Source organism: Maribacter sp. R77961, from assembly GCF_044594925.1.
In the GTDB taxonomy this organism is placed as follows: domain Bacteria; phylum Bacteroidota; class Bacteroidia; order Flavobacteriales; family Flavobacteriaceae; genus Maribacter.
Genome location: NZ_CP138991.1, coordinates 1,734,507 through 1,753,904, shown reverse-complemented (window position 1 = coordinate 1,753,904; position 19,398 = coordinate 1,734,507). Strand labels below are relative to the sequence as shown.

The following is a 19,398-nucleotide window of genomic DNA, read 5'->3' as shown; positions in this document are numbered from 1 at the left end:
CTTCCTTAATAGTAAAAATAGAAGTAAAAGAAGAACAAAAACTGCGCTAAATATAAGTGTAGTGAGAATGCCTTGTCTCCGGTTATTTTCAATGCCCTAAGGATACCTTGGAACAGTAACCCCAATAGAAACCACGAAATATAATTAAGTAAAGGTGGATCATTATCAAGAAATTCCCAAAAGTTAAATCTAGCCGCACTAGCTTCCATGAAAAAGTCTAATAGTACCATCAGTGCGCCTGCAAGGCCCATTTTTATGAATATATTTATTTTTAGATAATCGGTTATACTCATGGTAATAAAAGTAAGTATTGCCCAATATGAGCCTATTAGTAAAGGTACCCCCTCTATCTTAATGCCAAAATTAGTTCCATATTGGTATTCTCCAAAAAGTAGCCCTGTAGTTATACCTAGCCATTCAGCAAACATACCTGCTGCAAAGAACAGTAAAAAAGCTCCCCACCTTTTACTATTATTTATGGGATAAACAAAGAGAAAGAGAAGAAGTGAGAGGCACAGATTAAGTGGCGTTTTTTTAATAAACCAATCCACATATCCAATACTTATTCCAATTACTGCTGTCACGTGAAATAACCATACAAGGCTGATTGCCCAACCATTCTTTATTGGTAGTAATTTCTTAACCTTCATTAATCAATACTTCTGGGATTAAATCACTCGTAATTTTGGCCGATAGTAAGCATAATGGTATTCCTCCTCCTGGATGCACTGAACCACCACAAAAATAAAGTCCTGAAATGCTAGAGCTAAAATTTGGATGTCTTAAAAATGCTGCAAATTTGGAATTGCTGGAAGCTCCATAAAGAGCCCCACCAACAGAACCTGTCTTCTTTTCTATCTCAAGAGGGTCCAGGCTATTCTCCTCAACGATATATTTTTCAATATCAGTTCCTAGTATTTTGTTCGTTTTAGCGATAATACTTTTTCTAACCTGTTTTTTAATTGATACCCAGTCTTGTCCACTTGCCGAAGGTGCATTAACCATAACAAACCAGTTTTCACAACCTTCAGGGGCATCCTCCGAATTATTTTTACTGGAGATGTTTATATAAACAGTAGGGTCTTCAGGTGGCATTAGTTCATTGAAAATGGTATTGAATTCCTTTTGATAATCCTCGCTGAACAGAATATTATGTAAATCCAATTGCGGAAAACTCCGCGCTATTCCCCAATAAAATATAATTGCTGAGCTCGATTTTTCTTGGCTTAACGTCCTCGTTGGCGCTTTCTGCTCCCTAAGTAATTCTTCATAAGTGGCTGCTATATCCGAGTTTGTCACCACAATATCTGCCTCGTAATATCCTTTTCTGGTATGAACTCCAGTTGCTTTACTATTGGTAATCTCAATTTGTTTTACTCGATTATTAAATTGAAAGCTTACTCCTTTAGAAATTGCAAAATCATATAGACTTTTAGTAATACTGTGCATGCCACCATTAGGAAAATAGGTTCCCATTTCCATTTCAAGATGAGGAATCATGGACATTATCCCAGGAGTCTTATAGGGGTCGGAGCCGTTGTATGTGGCATACCTGTTGAAAAGCTGAATTATTTTTGGATTACTAAAATTCTTTTTATTGACATCATTAAGAGTGTTGTAAAGGTCTAATTTCCTATAATTGATAAGCGCTTTAAGTGTATCCTTGGACAAATAAGTTTTCAGTTTATGAAGCGAACTTTCTAAGAATAGCTTAGCGGTTAAGTCGTACTTCTTTTGGTTGCCTTTAAGATAGTTCTCTATTTGGGCTTTATCCTCCCCGAAATCAGAAACTAGCTTATCTATAAATACCTTTGGATTAGTGGCGGCCTTTAGTCTGGCACCGTCTTCCCAAAAATAAATGCAAGAATTGTCTTTTTCTATATAGTTGAAATGTTGAGAGGCATCTTCGTTAAAAAGCTCGAATAATTCTGTAACCAAATGTGGCATTGTAAATAAAGAAGGCCCCCAATCAAATCTATAGGAACCTAAAGAAAATTCGTGCAATTTTCCACCAGGATAGGCATTTCCTTCAAAAACCGTTACTTCATAGCCTTTTTTTCTTAGCCTTAGCGCTACAGCTAAACCAGCAATACCGGCACCAACTACTAAAGCTTTGGACATTTTATTTTTTAAAATACTTAAAGGGAACAAACAACATTCCAAAGCATTCACCGTCGCCTTTACCTAAATGTTTGTGGTGTATTTTGTGCGCTCTTCTAACGCCTTTTGCGTACCAATGGTTAGCATTTCTGAACAATTTAAATCTTTGATGAATAAATATGTCGTGAACTAAGAAGTAAGCTAAACCATAGGCCATAATTCCAAACCCTAATGGCCATCCATACCAAAACCCATTAGCCGCGGTATAAAAAAGGGACATACTGACGATTGCGTAAAAAATAAAAAAAGCATCGTTTCTTTCGAACCACGAGTCATGGTCTTTGTGATGGTGGTCTTTGTGAAGACTCCAAAGAAAGCCATGCATTACGTATTTATGCGTAAACCAAGCCATAAATTCCATTACGGAAAACGTACCTAAAAAAACAAGTATCCAGATTGCTGTTTTCATCTAAACTAAATTCATTTTATATTTAACATAGGATCGCGCAAGAAGACCAAATTTTTGATAATTTGGAACTCTTATCCGAGTGTTTTTAATATCGAGCGAGGGTGTGTTTTGAAGTTTTTGTAATAATTTATAATAGTATTTGTAGGCTGTATAAACACCAAATTTAGCTTCCATCGGTAATTTTAAAATTCCTTCATAGCCTAATTGGAAATCTGCACTGATTTCCTCGACTATCCTCTTTTTAGAATCCTCATCCAATTCGGTCAGATTAGTATTAGGGAAATAGGAGCGGTTCAGTTCTTCAAAATCTGCCTTTACGTCTCTTAAAAAATTTACTTTTTGAAAGGCAGAGCCTAAAGCCATGGCAGATTCTTTGAGACTATCATAAGAATCAGGACAACCTTTTACAAAAACCTTTAAACACATTAAGCCTACCACATCAGCAGACCCATAGATATATTCTTTATACTCTGCATCAGTTTTATAGATGCTTTTAGTTAGGTCCATTCGCATACTCTTCATAAAAGAATCTACTAAATGTTTAGGGATTTTGTACTTATGGAAGGTGTGTTGAAAGGAGTTTAAAATAGGATTTAGACTAATTTTACATTCTAATGCCTCTTCTAAATCGTTTTCAAATTTGTTAAAAAGCACATCCTTATCATAATCATGAAATGTGTCCACTATTTCGTCCGCGAACCGCACAAAGCCATAAATATTATAAATGTCGCTCCTAATAGAAGTATCTAGCATCTTGGTAGCCAAAGCAAAAGAAGTGCTGTACCTCTCTGTTACGAGCTTACTGCACTGATAGGAAACCATGTCAAAAGTAGCTTTCATTACGGTACTAATTGTCTTTTGCTATTAATTCTGACACCAACTTGCCAGAGATTAAAGAAGGGGGAACACCAGGTCCAGGAACTGTTAACTGTCCTGTAAAAAAAAGATTTTGCACCTTCTTACTTTTTAATTTTGGTCTTAAAAATGCAGTTTGGGAAAGCGTATTGGCCATCCCATAAGCGTTGCCTTTGTAAGAGTTATATTTTTCTATGAAATCATTTACACAGAAAGATTCTTTGAAGATAATATTATTTGTAATCTTTTGACCTGTTCTTTCCTCAAATCTATCCATAATTAAATCAAAGTATTGACTTCTTAGGGCGGGCGTATCCTTAAGGTCAGGGGCTATTGGAATCAGGAAAAATCCTGTCTCACAATTATTTGGAGCCATTTTTTCATCTGTCACCGATGGAAAATTAGCATAGAATAAGGGGTCCGTTGGCCACTTGGGATTATCATATATTTCTTGTGCGTGAACCTCAAAATCGGTATCAAAGAACAAATTATGATGTTGTACGTTTTTTAATTTTTTATCAAAACCTACATAAAAGAGTAAAGATGAAGGAGCAAAGGTCTTCTTGTCCCAATAATTCTCTTCATATTGTCTATACTTCTTTTCTAACAAACTTTCAGAATGGTGATAATCTGCACCACTTAATACAACGTCAGCACTAATGACTTTTCCATTGCAGATTACTCCTTTGCTTTTCCCATTGTTCACTAAAATTTTCTCAATAGGCGTGTTGGTATGTATATCCACCCCTAGTTCTTCTGCGAGACTCCTCATGGCTTTGATGATTTCATACATACCTCCTTGCGGATGCCATGTGCCCAAGCCAAAGTCTGCAAAATTCATAAAGCTGTAAAAAGAAGGGGTATTGCTAGGTTTTGCCCCAAGGAACAAGACTGGAAATTCTAAGGTAGCTATGAGTTTAGGGTTTTTAAACCTTCTCCGAACTTCTGAGCTAATAGTTTTAAAAAATTGGTCTACTTTAAGAATAGTTTCCTTTGTAACTAATTCTAATGGAGAAATTCCTGGCCGTAAAACAACTTTATTTATGGCGATATCATAATTTTCTTGGGCCTGAGAAATAAACTTGCGGAGCTTTTTTGCGCTTCCTTCTTCAATTCTCTCAAACTCTACACAAATTTTATCCATGGTATCCCCAATGGTAATGACATCATCGGAAAAGAAAATTTTATATGCCGGGCTTAACTTATCCAATTGGTAATAATTACTGGTCTTTTTTCCAAAATCAGCGAAAAACTTATCGAAAATATCTGGCATCCAGTACCAACTTGGTCCCATGTCAAAAGTAAAACCGTCTTTTGTAAATTGAGAAGCCCTGCCTCCTACGGTTTTATTTTTTTCATAGATAGAAACTTCAAAACCCTCTTTTGCAAGATAACAGGCTGCTGACAGGGAAGAGAATCCAGAGCCTATAACAATAACTTTTTTAGCCATTTATTTTAAGATATTTACCGCTTAAAGTTTGCTTACTACCTCTTCTATGGATGTAAACGTCTTAACAAATTTTGGTAGTTTGGCTTCATCGATATGTTGCACCTGTCTGCCTAGTATCCAAAGGTTTGGATTATTATATTCAGCAACTAAATCCTCAAAATCTTTTATGTATTTGTTTATTCTGTCTTTCTCAGGAACCACTGTAAAATAAGAAAGGAAGTAGATGTCCTCAAAGTATTTCATCACGTCCATTAAATTTTCCATAGGTATGGTTTGACCTAAGTAAATACATTTATAGCCACGTAACACTATTTCATAATTTAAATAAAGTAAACCAATTTCATGAATCTCATTCTCGGGTAAATATGCCACAAAAACCTTATCTGTTTTAGTAGGTTTTAGATGTTGCAGTTTCTCCGTGTTCAGTAATATTTTTTGCTTTATCAAGCTGGTAATAAAGTGTTCATGAGCAGGACTTATAGTGTCTGTCTGCCATAGTAGGCCTAATTCATTCAATAAAGGGATAAAAGTATCCTTGAATATCTCCCTGAACGATTGTTGACTTAGGAGATTGTTATAAGTATTGAAAAAAATGGTCTGGTCAAAATTAACCATGGCCAATTTAAAGGAATTTATGGAGTGGTTCTTATTACTGTTCTTAGCAACTATTTCTCTAACAACGAGTGGTATTTCGTTTTCAGGAATTTTTGCAATCTTAGAAATTTTGTGTCCATTGTGATAAAGTAGGGTAACATTCAAAAGCTTCTGAAGACTGGCTAAACTATAGTTTCTAATGTTCGTGTCCGTGCGTTCCGGTGATAGTAAATTATATCGCTTCTCCCATATTCTAATGGTATGAGCTTTTATCCCAGAAAGATTTTCTAAATCACGGATGCTGAAATGTTTTTTTACGTTGTTCATACTTTTAAAAAAAGAGTTAAACAAATTTACAACATTATGATGTAGATAAGAAGAAAGGTTCGTTAAATTTTTACCAATGAAAAAGTCAGGTAGAACCTGACTTTAATGTGCCCACGACTAGATTCGAACTAGCACGTCCTTGCGAACACTACCCCCTCAAGGTAGCGTGTCTACCAATTTCACCACGTGGGCAAGAATTATAAGGCCACAAAGATAAAAAGGTATTGCTTATATCATAATAAAATACGGCAATTCCTCCTCTTAATTTTAAAGCCTAATTAATCCTTAACTATTTTATTGAAAATCAATGAATTTGTAAGCAATCTATTCCCCAAGATTAGTTCTGTAATGGCTAGGTGTACAGTTTTTTAAAGACTTAAATTTTTTGTTAAAGTTTGATATGGATTTAAAACCAGATTCCTCTGAGATTTCTAAAATAGTAAGGTCTTTATTGGAGCGTAGTAGTTGGCAGGAATGAGCAATACGTAATTCTATAAGAAATTGAAAAAATGATTTATCTGTACGTTGCTTAAAAAATCTGCAGAATGAATTTGGGGTCATGTAGGCTAAGCTAGCCGCTGTTTTTAGTTTAATGTCGGTTTGGAAGTTTTTTGTTACATAATCAAAAACGTCTTGTAAACGCTTACCTTCATTCGAGTTTAAGGCTTTAGGGTTTACATATGCTGTCAAGATTTCTACTTCAGAACAACTTATTACTTCCAATAACTTTAAAAATGAAACAAACCTATTCAACTTATCTTGGAAAGGTATTTGCTTCATAATCTCCATTGCTTTTTGGATTTTAGACCGTAGCCTAAAACTCTTGGGCGCTAATTCAAAAAATGAAACAATTTGTTCCAAATCCGGAGTTTTAAAAAAGTCTCGCCCAAAACTATTTGGGGTGAAAAATAGTGAAACCATATGCGAGTGTTCACTGCTCGGCGTACTTTGGAATAGATGTGGTACTTGACCACCTATGACAAAAATATCACTAGCACGGTAAGTATGGATACTATCTCCTACAATCAACTTGCCATTACCCTTAAGTATCATACTAATTTGTATTTCTTTATGCTGATGTAGTTTGTCAAAAAAAAGAATTTCTTTGTCCACTTGGACGAGCAAGTTCACTTCAATGGGCTTGGAAATTTCAAAAGGAAGTACTTTCAATATGAGCTTGATTTATCTAAAAAAAATAAAAAATGTAGTAATTGAGGTAATATATGCTTAAATATAGCTAAAATTCAGGTATGTGAGTAATGCCTATAGCGATTACTTTTGGTAAAAATTAAAATAGTTAATTATGAGTGTTGAATGGAAAGGGGTCATGCCCGCTGTAACTACAAAATTTAAACAAGATGATACTTTGGATATGGAAATGTTCGAGGTAAATATAAAGGCGCAACTAGAAGCTGGTGTTTCTGGAGTTATACTTGGAGGAACTCTTGGAGAGGCTAGCACCCTTACCTACGAGGAAAAAAAGACGCTAATCATAGAAACAGTTAAAATTGTAAAAGGTGCTGTTCCCGTAATCATCAATATAGCAGAGCAAACTACAAAAGGGGCTATTCATGCAGCAGCGGTAGCCGAGGAGTGTGGTGCAAAGGGTTTAATGATGTTGCCTCCAATGCGTTATAAGGCCAATGATTATGAAACGGTAACCTATTTTAAAACAGTTGCAAAAAGTACTAGCTTGCCAATAATGATATACAACAATCCGGTGGACTATGGTATTGAAGTTACCTTGGACATGTTCGAAGAATTAATGGAATGTGAAAACATTCAGGCGGTAAAAGAATCTACTCGGGATATTTCTAATGTAACACGTATAAAAGCCAGATTCGGTGATAGATTAAAAGTATTGACCGGTGTAGATACCTTGGGTCTGGAAAGTATTCTTATGGGAGCCGACGGATGGGTTGCAGGTTTAGTATGCGCATTTCCGGCAGAAACCTGTGCTATTTATGAACTGGCTAAAGCCGGAAAAAGAGAAGAGGCGCTGGAAATCTACCGTTGGTTTTTACCAATATTGGAATTAGATATAAACCCACAATTGGTTCAGAATATAAAAATGGCCGAAGTTGCCACAGGAATCGGTACAGAAAGAGTAAGAGCACCAAGATTGCCATTAATTGGGGAAGAAAGAGCAAGGGTAGAAAAAATAATCTCCGCAGGAATGGCAACAAGACCAACCTTACCTAGGTATAAAGAATTGAACTTAATTAGTAGTTAATTACTAAGTCTTTTACAATTTAAAAGAAACAGCAGAACGGGCACTATTTCGTACAGTGTTTCTTAATTTTAATATAAACTACAACGTACAGCATGATTACAGGCGGAAACTACATCGGAAATAGAATTTCTAAAGAGGGAACAAATACCTTTAAAACATTTGATCCTAAATTAAATATACCAACACCGTGGACTTTTCATGAAGCCACAAAGGAGGAGGTAAATGAAGCTTGTAGTTTGGCAGAAGAAGCCTTTGTTTCCTATAGCAGTAGTACGGGCCCAGAGAAAGCAAAATTTTTAAGACAGATTGCAATAGAAATTGAAGCATTAGGAGATACGTTGATAACAACTTATATGCAGGAATCTGGTCTTCCGGAAGGCAGGGCAAAAGGAGAACGTGGTAGAACCTTAGGACAATTGAATGCGTTTGCAAATTTGTTAGAGGAAGGTTCTTGGGTAGAAGCAACTATAGATACCGCGCAACCAGATAGGCAACCAATGCCTAAAGTAGATCTTAGAAAAATCCTTGTGCCAATTGGTCCAATTGCCGTTTTTGGTTCTAGTAATTTTCCATTGGCTTTTTCTACCGCAGGCGGAGATTCGGCAAGTGCCTTAGCGGCAGGATGTCCGGTTGTAGTAAAAAGCCACCCCATGCATGCAGGTACAGGAGAGCTAGTGGCATCGGCTATCTCCAAAGCTATAGAGAAAACAGGAATGCCAATTGGTGTTTTTTCAAACTTAAACAGCAGTGATATCGCAGTTGGGGAGCAATTGGTAATGAACCCGAGTATGAAGGGGGTTGGTTTTACAGGTAGCATTAAAGGAGGTACTGCCATCTATAAATTAGTCAATAACCGTAAAGAACCTATACCGGTTTTTGCAGAAATGGGGAGTGTTAATCCAGTTGTAGTATTACCGAACGCTTTAGCTGAGAAGGGAGCGGATTGGGCTACAAAATATGCGGGGTCCATTCTCTTGGGTGCAGGACAATTTTGTACAAATCCAGGTTTAATTCTGGGCATTAAGAGTGATGCTTTGAATCGTTTCATTTCCACCTTAGGAACAGAAATCACCAAAACCGAACCCATTTGCATGTTACATCCTAAAATTCATGAGAATTTTGAGCAAGGAAAGAACGAATTAACCGGGCAGCCGGAGGTTGCTACCGTTGCCGAGTATACCCAAGAAGCAGCACCTAATTTTGCACAGCAAAAGGTATTAACGGTTAGAGGGGCTGATTTTTTAAAGAATACAAAACTGCATCAAGAAGTTTTTGGACCTTTTTCTATTGTGGTGCATTGCCAAGATGCCGAGGAATTGGAGAATATTCTTAAAAATTTAGACGGACAACTTACTGGTACCATTTTAGGAACAGACGATGAATTAACAAAATTCAAAACGGTGGTAGATAGCTTACAAAGCCGAGTAGGAAGAATTATTTTTAACGGAGTACCAACAGGAGTGGAAGTTTGTCCTTCCATGCAACATGGAGGTCCCTTCCCTGCTACTACAGATAGTCGTTTCACTTCTGTAGGAACGACCTCCATTAAGAGGTGGGTACGCCCCGTATCCTATCAAAGTTGGCCGGAACATCTGTTGCCAAAAGAATTACAGAACAATAATCCGTTGAACATATCAAGGTTGGTAAATGGTACCTATACGGTTAATAAAATTTAATATGCACAGGAATACTGTCACGAAAAAGCTGGTGTTGTGTTGTTTTCTTTTACTGAATACGCTGTATCTCTCCGCTCAGAAAAGTACTTCGGAAAAATTGACAGCTATCATTGAAACTGTGGAACGCTACAAAACATATGATAACGAGGAATATCCTTTAGGTCAATTTCAAGAAAGTTTAGTAAGAAAAAAGTCAGATTTTGCCGAATCTCAGTTGAAGGATTTAAAGAAACTAAAGGTTTCGGAATTGTCTGAGACGGAACAGATTTCTGCAGAATTATTGCGCTTTCGTCTACAAAATACAGTAGATGAATATACGTATAAGATGCACCTTAATCCTATACAGGCAGATCAGGGTTTTCATTTAAACCTAAACTACCGTATTAAACCTATTTTAAATCTCGAGGATGCGGAGTATTATATAAAGGTTTTAAACGCAATACCCACATTCGTTTCCGAGCATATAGTGTTATTAAGGGCAGGCCTTAAGCAAGGGCTTTCACAACCGAAAATTATTTTTAATGGCTACGAAAGTACTTATGACGTGCATATTGTAACGGATTACACCCAAAGCGGATTTTATAAACCTTTTACTTCTTTGCCGGCATCGATGACCAAGGCAGAAAAAGATATCGTGTTAGCGGGTGCCAAACTTGCAATTGAGAATAGTGTAGTGCCGTCTTTTAAAAGAATCAAACAATTTTTTGAAGAAGAGTATATTCCCAATACCAGAACCAGCCTAGGTGTTTCGGAAACGGTTAATGGTAAGGAGTTTTATCAAAACCGTATTAATTATTATACTACCACGGAGCAGTATAGTGCTGATGATATTCATAAAATTGGGCTTAACGAAGTGGCTAGAATACGTTCAGAGATGAAAGAAATCATTGAGCGCGTGGATTTCAAGGGAAGCTTTGAGGATTTTTTAAGCTTTTTAAGAACTGATGACCGGTTTTATGCGTCTACAGGAGAAGAATTGCTGATGCATGCGAGAGACATTGCGAAACGTATTGATGCGGAATTACCTAAGTTTTTCAGAACCTTACCTCGAAGGCCCTATGGCGTAATTAAAGTACCGGACGCCATTGCTCCAAAATATACCGGAGGCCGCTATTCTGGTCCTTCTTCGGAAACACAACCTGGTTTTTATTTAGTGAATACGTACAAATTAAAAAGCAGACCTTTATACACCTTACCTTCCTTAACCGCACATGAAGCCGTTCCTGGTCATCACTTGCAGGGTAGTCTTAACAGGGAGCTGGGAGATAGTATTCCACAGTTTAGGAAAAATATGTACCTCTCTGCTTATGGTGAAGGTTGGGCATTGTATACAGAGTTTTTAGGGAACGAATTAGGTATTTATACGACACCTTATGAGGAATTTGGAAAGCTTACCTATGAAATGTGGCGCGCCTGCAGATTAGTGGTAGATACAGGAATCCATGCCAAGGGATGGTCCCGAGAAAGAGTTATGGACTACATGTTATCAAATACCGCCCTTTCGGAGCATGAAGTGGGCACGGAGACCGACCGTTATATTGCGTGGCCAGGCCAAGCTATTTCCTATAAAATGGGAGAAATAAAAATAAGGGAACTACGTAAAAAGGCGGAAGCGGCATTGGGAAATAAGTTTGATCTTAGGCAGTTTCATGAAATTATATTGGAACAGGGCACAGTTACCCTTCCCATTCTAGAAAAAAGAATAAATAATTACATCGCCGCTAGTAAATAGATAATTATGTCCAAGAGTACTTTTGTTTGTATTGATGCACATACTTGTGGTAATCCTGTTAGAGTTATTAAAGAAGGAGGGCCAGAACTTAATGGGGCAAATATGAGTCAGAAACGCCAGCATTTTTTAAAGGAATACGATTGGATACGTAAAGGGTTAATGTTTGAGCCTCGCGGTCACGACATGATGAGTGGTAGTATTTTTTATCCATCTTCCGACCCAAATAATGATTTTGGAATTCTTTTTATTGAAACCAGTGGCTGTTTGCCCATGTGCGGGCATGGTACTATTGGCGCTATAACCATAGGCATAGAAGAAGGCCTTTTAAAACCGAAAGTACCGGGTGTGGTGCGTATGGAAACCCCTGCCGGTTTGGTGAAAATAGCATACCAACAAACTGGTGAAAAAGTGGATTGGGTAAAGTTGACCAACGTTAAATCTTATCTGGCTGCAACTGAATTAACCATAGATTCCTCAGCACTTGGTCAGCTAACCTTTGATGTATCTTATGGGGGTAATTTTTACGCCATTGTTGACCCGCAAAAGAATTTTAGTGGTATTCAAGATTTTTCCGCAAGTAAGTTAATTCAATTAAGTCAGGAAATCCGTGAAAAAATCAACCAGAAATATCCAGATTTCTTTGTTCATCCAGAGGATGAGACCATAAGGAATGTAAGCCACATGCTTTGGACCGGGGAAACAATTTCTCCAAAAGCTACGGCAAGAAATGCCGTATTTTATGGCGATAAGGCCATTGATAGATCTCCTTGTGGTACGGGAACATCTGCACGTATGGCGCAGTGGCATGCCAAAGGCAAATTAAAACTAGGGGAAGATTTTGTGCACGAAAGTTTTATCGGTTCCCAATTTATTGGTCGGGTAGAAGAGGAGACCGCTCTAGGGAATATCCCTGCTATAGTCCCCAGTATAAAAGGATGGGCTAAAATATATGGCCAAAATACAATAACTATTGATGATGACGACCCCTATGCACATGGGTTTCAAGTACTATAAAAATGAGTAAAAACATTGTAATTATAGGAGGCGGTATTGTAGGACTAAGTACTGCGTATTATCTGCATAAGGCAGGGCATGAAGTTACGGTTATCGACAAATCTGACATGACCTCGGGAGCCTCTTATGTAAATGCGGGTTATATTACTCCAAGTCATATTATTCCCTTAGCTTCTCCTGGTATGATTGCTACTGGGATTAAAATGATGTTTAATTCGGCAAGTCCATTTTATATGAAACCTAGATTAAACAAAGATTTTCTAAAGTGGTCTTGGTATTTTCATAAATCTTCTACAAAAGCTAAAGTAGCGAAGGCGATACCCGTAATTAGAGATATTAATATACTTAGCAGGGAATTATACGCTGATATCAAACAATCAGAGGATTTGGGTAAATTTCAAATGGAACGTAAAGGACTTTTGATGTTGTATAAAACCGAAAAATCCTATTTGCATGAAGCTGAGGTGGCCAAGAAGGCCAGTTTTTTAGGGCTTGAGGTAAATGAACTTAATAAAAAAGAACTTGAAACCATTGAACCCAATATAAAGATAGATGCCCTAGGTGCCATACATTATGAATGTGATGCTCACATGACACCAACGGAATTTATGCCAAAACTGCTTAACTATTTAAGAAAACAGGGCGTTAGGGTAAAATCTAATGAAGAAGTTAAAGGCATAGTACTTAAAAATCAAAGGATAATAGGGCTTAGAACGGATAAGGAGGTCTATACAGCAGATGATATAGTAATGGCGGCAGGATCTTGGAGTGGTGAACTTTCCAAAAAATTAAAAATAAATTTACCACTACAAGCCGGTAAGGGCTATCGTATAAATGTGGAAAGAGAAACTGGTATTACAATGCCTGCAATACTAATGGAAGCTAAGATGGCCGTAACGCCAATGAATGGCTTTACACGTTTTGCCGGTACGATGGAGTTCTCAGGAATAAATGGGACGATACATAAACAACGAGTACGAGCCATCGCTAATGGCGCAAGAACATTTTATCCCGAGTTGGAAATCAAAAAGGATGAAATAGATGCTGCTTTAACAGGCATGAGACCTGTGTCACCAGATGGTCTCCCTTACATAGGAAAATCTAAAACTGTAAAGAATTTGACCTTCGCCACGGGACATGCCATGATGGGCTGGAGTTTAGGACCTGCAACGGGGAAACTTGTTTCTGAAATTATTGGTGAACAAGAACTATCCATGCCTATCGATGCTTTTGCGCCCGGTCGGAAATTCAATTAATTTGGAATGATAGAATAGACCTTAACTTAAAGTATTGCTTACTTTTTTCGCCATAGGTAGTTTTTTTAAACTTTGGTTAATTACCATTCACCGACAGTAAACCGCCATCCGTCTACACTTTTCTCTTAAATTTATTTAGAAGTCACAACTTTATAGGCTAATAATACATAAAGCTATGGATATTCTACTTATTGAAGACGATACTATTGAAGTAATGAAATTAGAGCGAACACTCTCTAAATTAGAAACAAAGTATACAATTGTGAAAGCTACTAATGGTGAGGAGGCTTTAGAGCTATTAAAATCCGGTAATAAATTACCGGACATCATTCTTCTAGATTTGAATATGCCAAGAATGAGTGGAACTGAATTTCTTGAAATTCTAAAAGCTGATGATATATTAAAATATCTACCAACTATTATACTCACAACTTCTGAGAATAGGGCAGATTTACTGAAATGTTATCAAATTGGTGTAGCCGGTTATATTATAAAGCCCTTAAAATATGTGGATTACGAGTCTAAAATGAAAAAAGTATTGGACTATTGGAGTGTTAACCAGTTGGTCAAAGGTTAATAGAAAAGTTGATTTCACAACATTTATTTTTATCTTAGGTAATACTTTTCTTACTTTTAAGCATCAAAATTTAATTTATGAAAGGTATAATTTTTACAGAATTTTTAGAAATGGTAGAGTCCAAATTTGGGCTTGAAACCGTTGATAACATTATAGAGGGAGCCGACTTACCCTCACAAGGTATTTATACGTCTGTTGGGACTTATGATTTTAACGAGATGGTTAGTCTTATCACAGCACTTAGTAAGGATACAGATATACCACTAGGAGAGCTTATCTACACTTTTGGACATTATCTATTTGCAGGTTTGGGAGCAGCTCATCCAGAAGTAATACAAAGTTATAATTCACCCTTAGCATTATTATATTCCATCGAGGACCATATACACGTACATGTCCAGAAACTTTATCCCGATGCAGAGCTGCCAACATTCAAAATTTTAGAAAAAACGGAAGATACGTTATCTATGGTTTATTCCTCCACAAGAGGATTGTATAGATTGGCCCACGGGTTAATTGAAAAATCATTTGAACATTTTAATGAAAGTGCAACAGTTGCCTACGAACTTTTGAAAGAAGATGGTACTGAAGTTAAATTTCATATAACTCAGCATGGATAGCAAAGAGGTTCAATTGCTGAAGCGTGCCTTGGAAAGACAAAAAAAAGCACGTTTTCAAGCAGAAAAAATACTCGAGCAAAAGTCTAAAGAGCTTTACGATACCACACATCACTTAAAAGAAGCTAACGCCAAACTAGAGAACTTACTAAATGAAAAAACATCGGAACTAGACGGTGTTTTTATTAATATTATAGACCCTTATGTGGTCATGGACCTTCATTTTAATGTTATTAATATGAATGTTTCTGCCAAGGATTTCTTGGGATATGATAATGGTTTAGAAGATTTAAACTTAGCTCAGTTAGTGCATAAAGATTTCATGACGTATACCGCAGAATCTATGCAGTCCTTATTGGAGATAGGTGTTTTGAAAAATTATAGAGCTAAAATTATAATTAAGGGCGGTATTACAAAATGGGTTCAGATCAATGCCAGTCTAATTTATGATACCAATAAAAAACCTATTGCCGCTCAGGGAATTCTGAGGGATATTACCCAAGAAATGGAAATAAAGGAGTTGTTGTCCGAACAAAGAAAGCAACTGGATATTATTGTTGAGAATTCCCCTCTTGGCATTGTACTTACCGATAATGGTAAAATCATAAAAGCTAATGCCACTACAACAAATTTATTGGGCTTTACAGAGCAAGAACTTAAAACAATGCATGTTAAAGATATTTCCGCTGCTGAGAATACCGAAGAAAGCTTGAAGTTGGTAAAACAAATGAATGCTGGAGAATTGGATAAGTTTTCTGTAATCAAAAAATACCGTAAAAAAAACGGGTCAGAGTTACTTGCCAAAACCTTAGTAAGTGCCGTAAAAAATAATAAAGGAGAAACAGATTACCAAGTGGCCTTAATTGAAGATATTACCAAGCAGCGAGAAGCGGAAGAGCGTTTAAACGTTGAGCGGGAAAAGTATAGTAGTATTATTGCCAATATGAATTTGGGGCTAATTGAAGTGGATAATGATGATGTTATACAAATGGTCAACCAAAGTTTTACCGCCATGAGCGGTTTTCAAGAAGATGAACTTGTGGGTAAAAAGGCGGCTGATGTTCTAAAGGTTAAAGACGATAATATCATTCAGGAAAAAACAGCTAAAAGACTGTCCGGCTCCTCAGATTCTTATGAGGTTGAGGTCTTGAACAAAAATGGAGAAGTAAAGCACTGGCTAATCAGTGGTGCACCAAGATATGATTCGGATAACGATGTCATTGGCTCCATAGGTATACACTTAGATATTACCAATCAAAAATCCTTAGAATTACAGAAAGAGGTTTTATTGAAAGAATTGGAGAATAGTAATAAAGGATTGCAGGAATATGCGCATATTGTATCTCACGATTTAAAATCTCCCTTGCGCAGTATTAGCGCTTTAGCAACTTGGATTCAAGAAGATTATAGTGATGTACTTGATGAAAACGGGCAACAGAACCTTCAGTTGATGCAGGAGAAGGTTGCCGCTATGGACAAATTAATACATGGAATATTGGAATACTCTACTACAAATAGTTCTACCATGGATGTATCCGAGGTAAATTTAAATGAAGTGGTTAAAGCCGTTGGAGATAGTATATATATACCAGATCATGTGAAGCTTACCATACCAGAAAGTTTACCCACCATATTCGCCGACAATACTAAAATGCATCAATTGTTTCAAAATATAATTGGGAACGCAGTAGTGCATATTGAAAGGGAAGAAGGCTTGGTTCAAGTTTTATTTAAGGAAACAGCATCGCATTGGTGTTTTTCCATCAAAGATAATGGGGTTGGTATTCCTAAAGAATACCATAAAAAGATTTTCGAAATTTTTCAGTCTATTGGTCATAACGAAAGGTCAACTGGTATTGGATTGTCGATTGTTAAAAAAATAATAGACCGTTATGGTGGCGAGGTCTGGTTAGACAGTGAAGTAGGTGTAGGTACAGAATTTCATTTTACACTAGATAAAAATATTTGCGCTAAAAAAATTAGCTAAATGAAAATAGTACAGGGTATAAAGAAGGGAAAAAGTGCTTTTGAATTAAACAGTACAGAAAAACTAAAAGAACCTTTGGTGATGGTTTTTGGGAATAGATATATGCTTGAAGATGCTTCAATATATAAACAGGTTAGCGCTTTGTTCCCTGATGGACATATTGTTTTTGGTTCTACTTCAGGGGAAATAATTAACGAAGAAGTTCAAGAACGCACTATAGTTCTCACAGCAATTGCATTTGAGAAAAGTAGTTTTATAGTGCGTACCAAGAATGTGAAGGATTTTGAAAATAATGATTTCGACCTTGGTCAAGCGCTTATGAAAGAATTTCCGAAAGATGATCTTAAGTATTTCTTTCTTGTTTCGGAAGGCAGTACCGTAAATGGTAGTGCGCTTATCAAAGGATTTGAAAATGGTAAATCAAAAAATATAGGATTATCAGGAGGATTATGTGGGGATGATGACCGATTTGAAAAAACCTTAGCATCCTACAATCAGAACCCTAAGGAAGGCGAAGTAGTAGCCATCGCTTTTTATGGCGACACCTTAGAAATAACCAGTGCTAATTTTGGAGGATGGACTTCCTTTGGACCGGAACGTATTATTACCAAATCCGATAATAATATCCTTTATGAATTAGATGGTAAACCGGCATTGGACCTTTATAAAAGGTATCTTGGAGATAAGGCCAAGGAGTTGCCAAAATCTGCCTTACTATATCCGCTTAGTGTTGTTACAAAGGAGAATGAAAAAGCAATAGTAAGAACTATACTTAATATCGATGAAAATAACAATGCCATGATTTTAGCTGGCGATGTGCCAGAGGGTTCCCGCGTACAGTTAATGATGTCTACTGTAGATGATATTGCCAACGGCGCCAGAACTGCCGCGGAGTTAGCGATGAAAAACCGTAGGAATATACCGGAGCTTGCTATTTTGGTGAGTTGTGTGGGCAGGAAATTGGTCATGGACCAAAGAACCGAAGAAGAGGTAGAAGAAGTTATATCCGTAATAGGTGACGATTCTGTTATTTCTGGATTTTATTCTTATGGAGAAATGGCGCCTTTTGAAGGTCAAGATAGTTGTAAGCTGCACAACCAAACCATGACACTAACTTTATTTAGCGAATAATGTCATCACTTCTAAGAAGACAAATACGTAAATACTTACCGGAGGATTTTAAGGATCACTCTGATTTAAAAATATTTATGGAGGCGGTAGGAAAGTCATATGATAACTATGACGAAAAGCTGTCTATGATGCAAAGGGCCACGGCCATAAGCTCAGAGGAGTTATTTATGGCGAATAGGGAATTGGAAAATGAAGCCAAAAGACAGAAAAATGTACTACTTTCTTTAGAACGTGCTATTGCAAGTCTAAATGTAAATTTAGAAATCAATAATACGAAAGAAGAGGAAAAACCTTTACCCGTAGACATAGAAAAGCTTGCAAAACATGTGGGGAACCTCGCAACTGAAATAACCAGGGTTACCGAAGAGAAAAATACGCTTCTAACCGATTTGGCCGCTCAAAACGAAGCTTTGAACAATTACGTTAAAATGGTTTCACATGACTTAAAATCCCCGATTAGGAATGTACATGCCCTAATGTCGTGGATTTTGGAAGAAGAAAAAGAAAAGTTCTCAGAGGATAGCAGGAATAATTGTTCATTGGTGGCTGAAAATTTGACTAGGATGGATAATCTAATTAACGGTATTCTGCATCATGCTACGGTAGGGGACCACATGGAAAATAGAACCAATGTAGACCTTAAAAATCTACTATTGGAGATTATAAATACGCTGCAAGTTCCTGAAAACATAAATTTTGAATTGGCCGATGATTTGCCCGTAATACCAATTCAGAAGTATTGGGTGGAAGAATTATTCAGAAACTTAGTAATGAACGCGATAACAGCTACAAAAGATAAAAAAGAAGGGCAGATTAGTATTGGTTTCGTTCCTGATGAGATGTATTGGAAGTTTACGGTAAAAGATAATGGTAAGGGAATTCCTAAAAAACATTTGAACACTATTTTTGATATGTTCACCAAACTGGAAAATGACTCAAATGCCGCAGGCGTAGGACTTTCGCTGGTGAAAAAAATCACCGCTTTATTCCAAGGCGATGTTTGGTTGGAGTCTGAGTATCATAAAGGAACCATATTTTACGTTACATTTAAAAAGGATTATTATGAGCATGCCTAATTTAGATTATATAAAAGAACTGGCAGGAGATGATATAGAATTTGAAAATCAATTTATACAAATATTGAAAACCGAATTTCCGTCTGAAAAGGTTTTCTATGAAAAGGCTATTTCAGAAAACAATTTTTATGATGCGGCCCAAATAGTCCATAAACTAAAGCATAAATTTAATATCTTGAGTATGACGGATGCCTATGCTTTGTCCGTTACTTACGAAGAGGAGTTAAATGCTCAAAATATGGAAAAAGACGAACAGTTTCTTAATGCGTTGTGCACTATAGAAACTTATCTCAAAACAATCTGA

18 protein-coding genes and 1 tRNA gene are annotated in these 19,398 nt (G+C 36.7%); 11 read left to right on the top strand and 8 right to left on the bottom strand.

The genetic code is table 11. The annotated features are described in order from the left end of the window. Nucleotides 1–5: 5 nt before the first annotated feature. The 8 genes from SJY09_RS07605 to SJY09_RS07570 all read right to left on the bottom strand — a co-directional run bounded on the left by SJY09_RS07605 (nt 6) and on the right by SJY09_RS07570 (nt 6,965). A complete protein-coding gene (locus SJY09_RS07605) occupies nt 6–650 on the bottom strand; it encodes a carotenoid biosynthesis protein (RefSeq protein WP_396638354.1) in 645 nt (214 codons plus the stop codon). Beyond that, nucleotides 640–2,121 carry a 1-hydroxycarotenoid 3,4-desaturase CrtD gene (gene crtD, locus SJY09_RS07600; RefSeq protein ID WP_396638353.1) on the bottom strand — a complete coding sequence of 494 codons (1,482 nt, stop codon included), beginning with the start codon at nt 2,119–2,121 and terminating at the stop codon, nt 640–642. Before crtD ends, SJY09_RS07605 begins: the two co-directional genes overlap by 11 nt. 1 nt (nt 2,122) lies before the next feature. Further along, entirely contained in the window at nt 2,123–2,569 is a 447-nt protein-coding gene (locus SJY09_RS07595) for a sterol desaturase family protein (protein WP_396638352.1), read from the bottom strand. Continuing rightward, nucleotides 2,570–3,409, bottom strand: coding sequence for a phytoene/squalene synthase family protein (locus tag SJY09_RS07590; protein ID WP_396638351.1), 840 nt, complete (start codon nt 3,407–3,409; stop codon nt 2,570–2,572). A gap of 7 nt (nt 3,410–3,416) precedes the next feature. Further along, nucleotides 3,417–4,874: a phytoene desaturase family protein gene (locus SJY09_RS07585; protein WP_396638350.1), complete on the bottom strand. Its 1,458-nt coding sequence runs from the start codon at nt 4,872–4,874 to the stop codon at nt 3,417–3,419. A gap of 21 nt (nt 4,875–4,895) precedes the next feature. Next, on the bottom strand, nt 4,896–5,795 hold the full coding sequence (locus SJY09_RS07580) for a MerR family transcriptional regulator (protein WP_396638349.1): 900 nt from the start codon (nt 5,793–5,795) through the stop codon (nt 4,896–4,898). A 108-nt stretch (nt 5,796–5,903) separates the two neighbouring features. Then, nucleotides 5,904–5,987, bottom strand: a tRNA-Leu gene (locus SJY09_RS07575). A 132-nt stretch (nt 5,988–6,119) separates the two neighbouring features. Then, a complete protein-coding gene (locus SJY09_RS07570) occupies nt 6,120–6,965 on the bottom strand; it encodes an AraC family transcriptional regulator (protein ID WP_396638348.1) in 846 nt (281 codons plus the stop codon). A gap of 133 nt (nt 6,966–7,098) precedes the next feature. On the opposite strand from SJY09_RS07570, the gene SJY09_RS07565 reads away from it, so the two are divergent. From SJY09_RS07565 to SJY09_RS07515, 11 genes are all read left to right on the top strand, one after another. After that, nucleotides 7,099–8,028, top strand: a complete 930-nt coding sequence (locus tag SJY09_RS07565; protein ID WP_396638347.1) for a dihydrodipicolinate synthase family protein — start codon at nt 7,099–7,101, stop codon at nt 8,026–8,028. 92 nt (nt 8,029–8,120) lie between these two features. After that, a complete protein-coding gene (locus SJY09_RS07560; protein ID WP_396638346.1) occupies nt 8,121–9,704 on the top strand; it encodes an aldehyde dehydrogenase (NADP(+)) in 1,584 nt (527 codons plus the stop codon). A 1-nt stretch (nt 9,705) separates the two neighbouring features. After that, complete coding sequence (locus tag SJY09_RS07555) at nt 9,706–11,436, top strand: DUF885 domain-containing protein (RefSeq protein WP_396638345.1); 1,731 nt, start codon at nt 9,706–9,708, stop codon at nt 11,434–11,436. A gap of 6 nt (nt 11,437–11,442) precedes the next feature. Continuing rightward, nucleotides 11,443–12,450, top strand: a complete 1,008-nt coding sequence (locus SJY09_RS07550) for a 4-hydroxyproline epimerase (protein ID WP_396638344.1) — start codon at nt 11,443–11,445, stop codon at nt 12,448–12,450. A 2-nt stretch (nt 12,451–12,452) separates the two neighbouring features. After that, nucleotides 12,453–13,706: an NAD(P)/FAD-dependent oxidoreductase gene (locus tag SJY09_RS07545; protein ID WP_396638343.1), complete on the top strand. Its 1,254-nt coding sequence runs from the start codon at nt 12,453–12,455 to the stop codon at nt 13,704–13,706. Nucleotides 13,707–13,881: 175 nt separating this feature from the next. Further along, complete coding sequence (locus SJY09_RS07540; RefSeq protein ID WP_396638342.1) at nt 13,882–14,283, top strand: response regulator; 402 nt, start codon at nt 13,882–13,884, stop codon at nt 14,281–14,283. A 77-nt stretch (nt 14,284–14,360) separates the two neighbouring features. Beyond that, entirely contained in the window at nt 14,361–14,903 is a 543-nt protein-coding gene (locus SJY09_RS07535) for a heme NO-binding domain-containing protein (protein WP_396638341.1), read from the top strand. Beyond that, the gene (locus SJY09_RS07530) at nt 14,896–16,887 is read left to right on the top strand and encodes a PAS domain S-box protein (RefSeq protein WP_396638340.1); all 1,992 of its coding nucleotides are present in this window, start codon (nt 14,896–14,898) and stop codon (nt 16,885–16,887) included. The genes SJY09_RS07535 and SJY09_RS07530 overlap by 8 nt, the downstream gene beginning before the upstream one ends. After that, nucleotides 16,888–18,018 (top strand): FIST signal transduction protein, encoded by a 1,131-nt coding sequence (locus tag SJY09_RS07525; RefSeq protein ID WP_396638339.1) that lies wholly within the window; start codon nt 16,888–16,890, stop codon nt 18,016–18,018. After that, the gene (locus SJY09_RS07520; RefSeq protein ID WP_396638338.1) at nt 18,018–19,094 is read left to right on the top strand and encodes an ATP-binding protein; all 1,077 of its coding nucleotides are present in this window, start codon (nt 18,018–18,020) and stop codon (nt 19,092–19,094) included. The genes SJY09_RS07525 and SJY09_RS07520 overlap by 1 nt, the downstream gene beginning before the upstream one ends. Further along, nucleotides 19,081–19,398, top strand: a complete 318-nt coding sequence (locus SJY09_RS07515) for an Hpt domain-containing protein (RefSeq protein ID WP_396638337.1) — start codon at nt 19,081–19,083, stop codon at nt 19,396–19,398. Before SJY09_RS07520 ends, SJY09_RS07515 begins: the two co-directional genes overlap by 14 nt.

Bases quoted from the DNA above. Each gene is read 5' to 3' on its own strand.
- SJY09_RS07605 (WP_396638354.1), bottom strand. From the start codon at position 650: ATGAAGGTTAAGAAATTACTACCAATAAAGAATGGTTGGGCAATCAGC.
- crtD (WP_396638353.1), bottom strand. From the start codon at position 2,121: ATGTCCAAAGCTTTAGTAGTTGGTGCCGGTATTGCTGGTTTAGCTGTA.
- SJY09_RS07595 (WP_396638352.1), bottom strand. From the start codon at position 2,569: ATGAAAACAGCAATCTGGATACTTGTTTTTTTAGGTACGTTTTCCGTA.
- SJY09_RS07590 (WP_396638351.1), bottom strand. From the start codon at position 3,409: ATGAAAGCTACTTTTGACATGGTTTCCTATCAGTGCAGTAAGCTCGTA.
- SJY09_RS07585 (WP_396638350.1), bottom strand. From the start codon at position 4,874: ATGGCTAAAAAAGTTATTGTTATAGGCTCTGGATTCTCTTCCCTGTCA.
- SJY09_RS07580 (WP_396638349.1), bottom strand. From the start codon at position 5,795: ATGAACAACGTAAAAAAACATTTCAGCATCCGTGATTTAGAAAATCTT.
- SJY09_RS07565 (WP_396638347.1), top strand. From the start codon at position 7,099: ATGAGTGTTGAATGGAAAGGGGTCATGCCCGCTGTAACTACAAAATTT.
- SJY09_RS07560 (WP_396638346.1), top strand. From the start codon at position 8,121: ATGATTACAGGCGGAAACTACATCGGAAATAGAATTTCTAAAGAGGGA.
- SJY09_RS07555 (WP_396638345.1), top strand. From the start codon at position 9,706: ATGCACAGGAATACTGTCACGAAAAAGCTGGTGTTGTGTTGTTTTCTT.
- SJY09_RS07550 (WP_396638344.1), top strand. From the start codon at position 11,443: ATGTCCAAGAGTACTTTTGTTTGTATTGATGCACATACTTGTGGTAAT.
- SJY09_RS07545 (WP_396638343.1), top strand. From the start codon at position 12,453: ATGAGTAAAAACATTGTAATTATAGGAGGCGGTATTGTAGGACTAAGT.
- SJY09_RS07540 (WP_396638342.1), top strand. From the start codon at position 13,882: ATGGATATTCTACTTATTGAAGACGATACTATTGAAGTAATGAAATTA.
- SJY09_RS07535 (WP_396638341.1), top strand. From the start codon at position 14,361: ATGAAAGGTATAATTTTTACAGAATTTTTAGAAATGGTAGAGTCCAAA.
- SJY09_RS07530 (WP_396638340.1), top strand. From the start codon at position 14,896: ATGGATAGCAAAGAGGTTCAATTGCTGAAGCGTGCCTTGGAAAGACAA.
- SJY09_RS07525 (WP_396638339.1), top strand. From the start codon at position 16,888: ATGAAAATAGTACAGGGTATAAAGAAGGGAAAAAGTGCTTTTGAATTA.
- SJY09_RS07520 (WP_396638338.1), top strand. From the start codon at position 18,018: ATGTCATCACTTCTAAGAAGACAAATACGTAAATACTTACCGGAGGAT.
- SJY09_RS07515 (WP_396638337.1), top strand. From the start codon at position 19,081: ATGAGCATGCCTAATTTAGATTATATAAAAGAACTGGCAGGAGATGAT.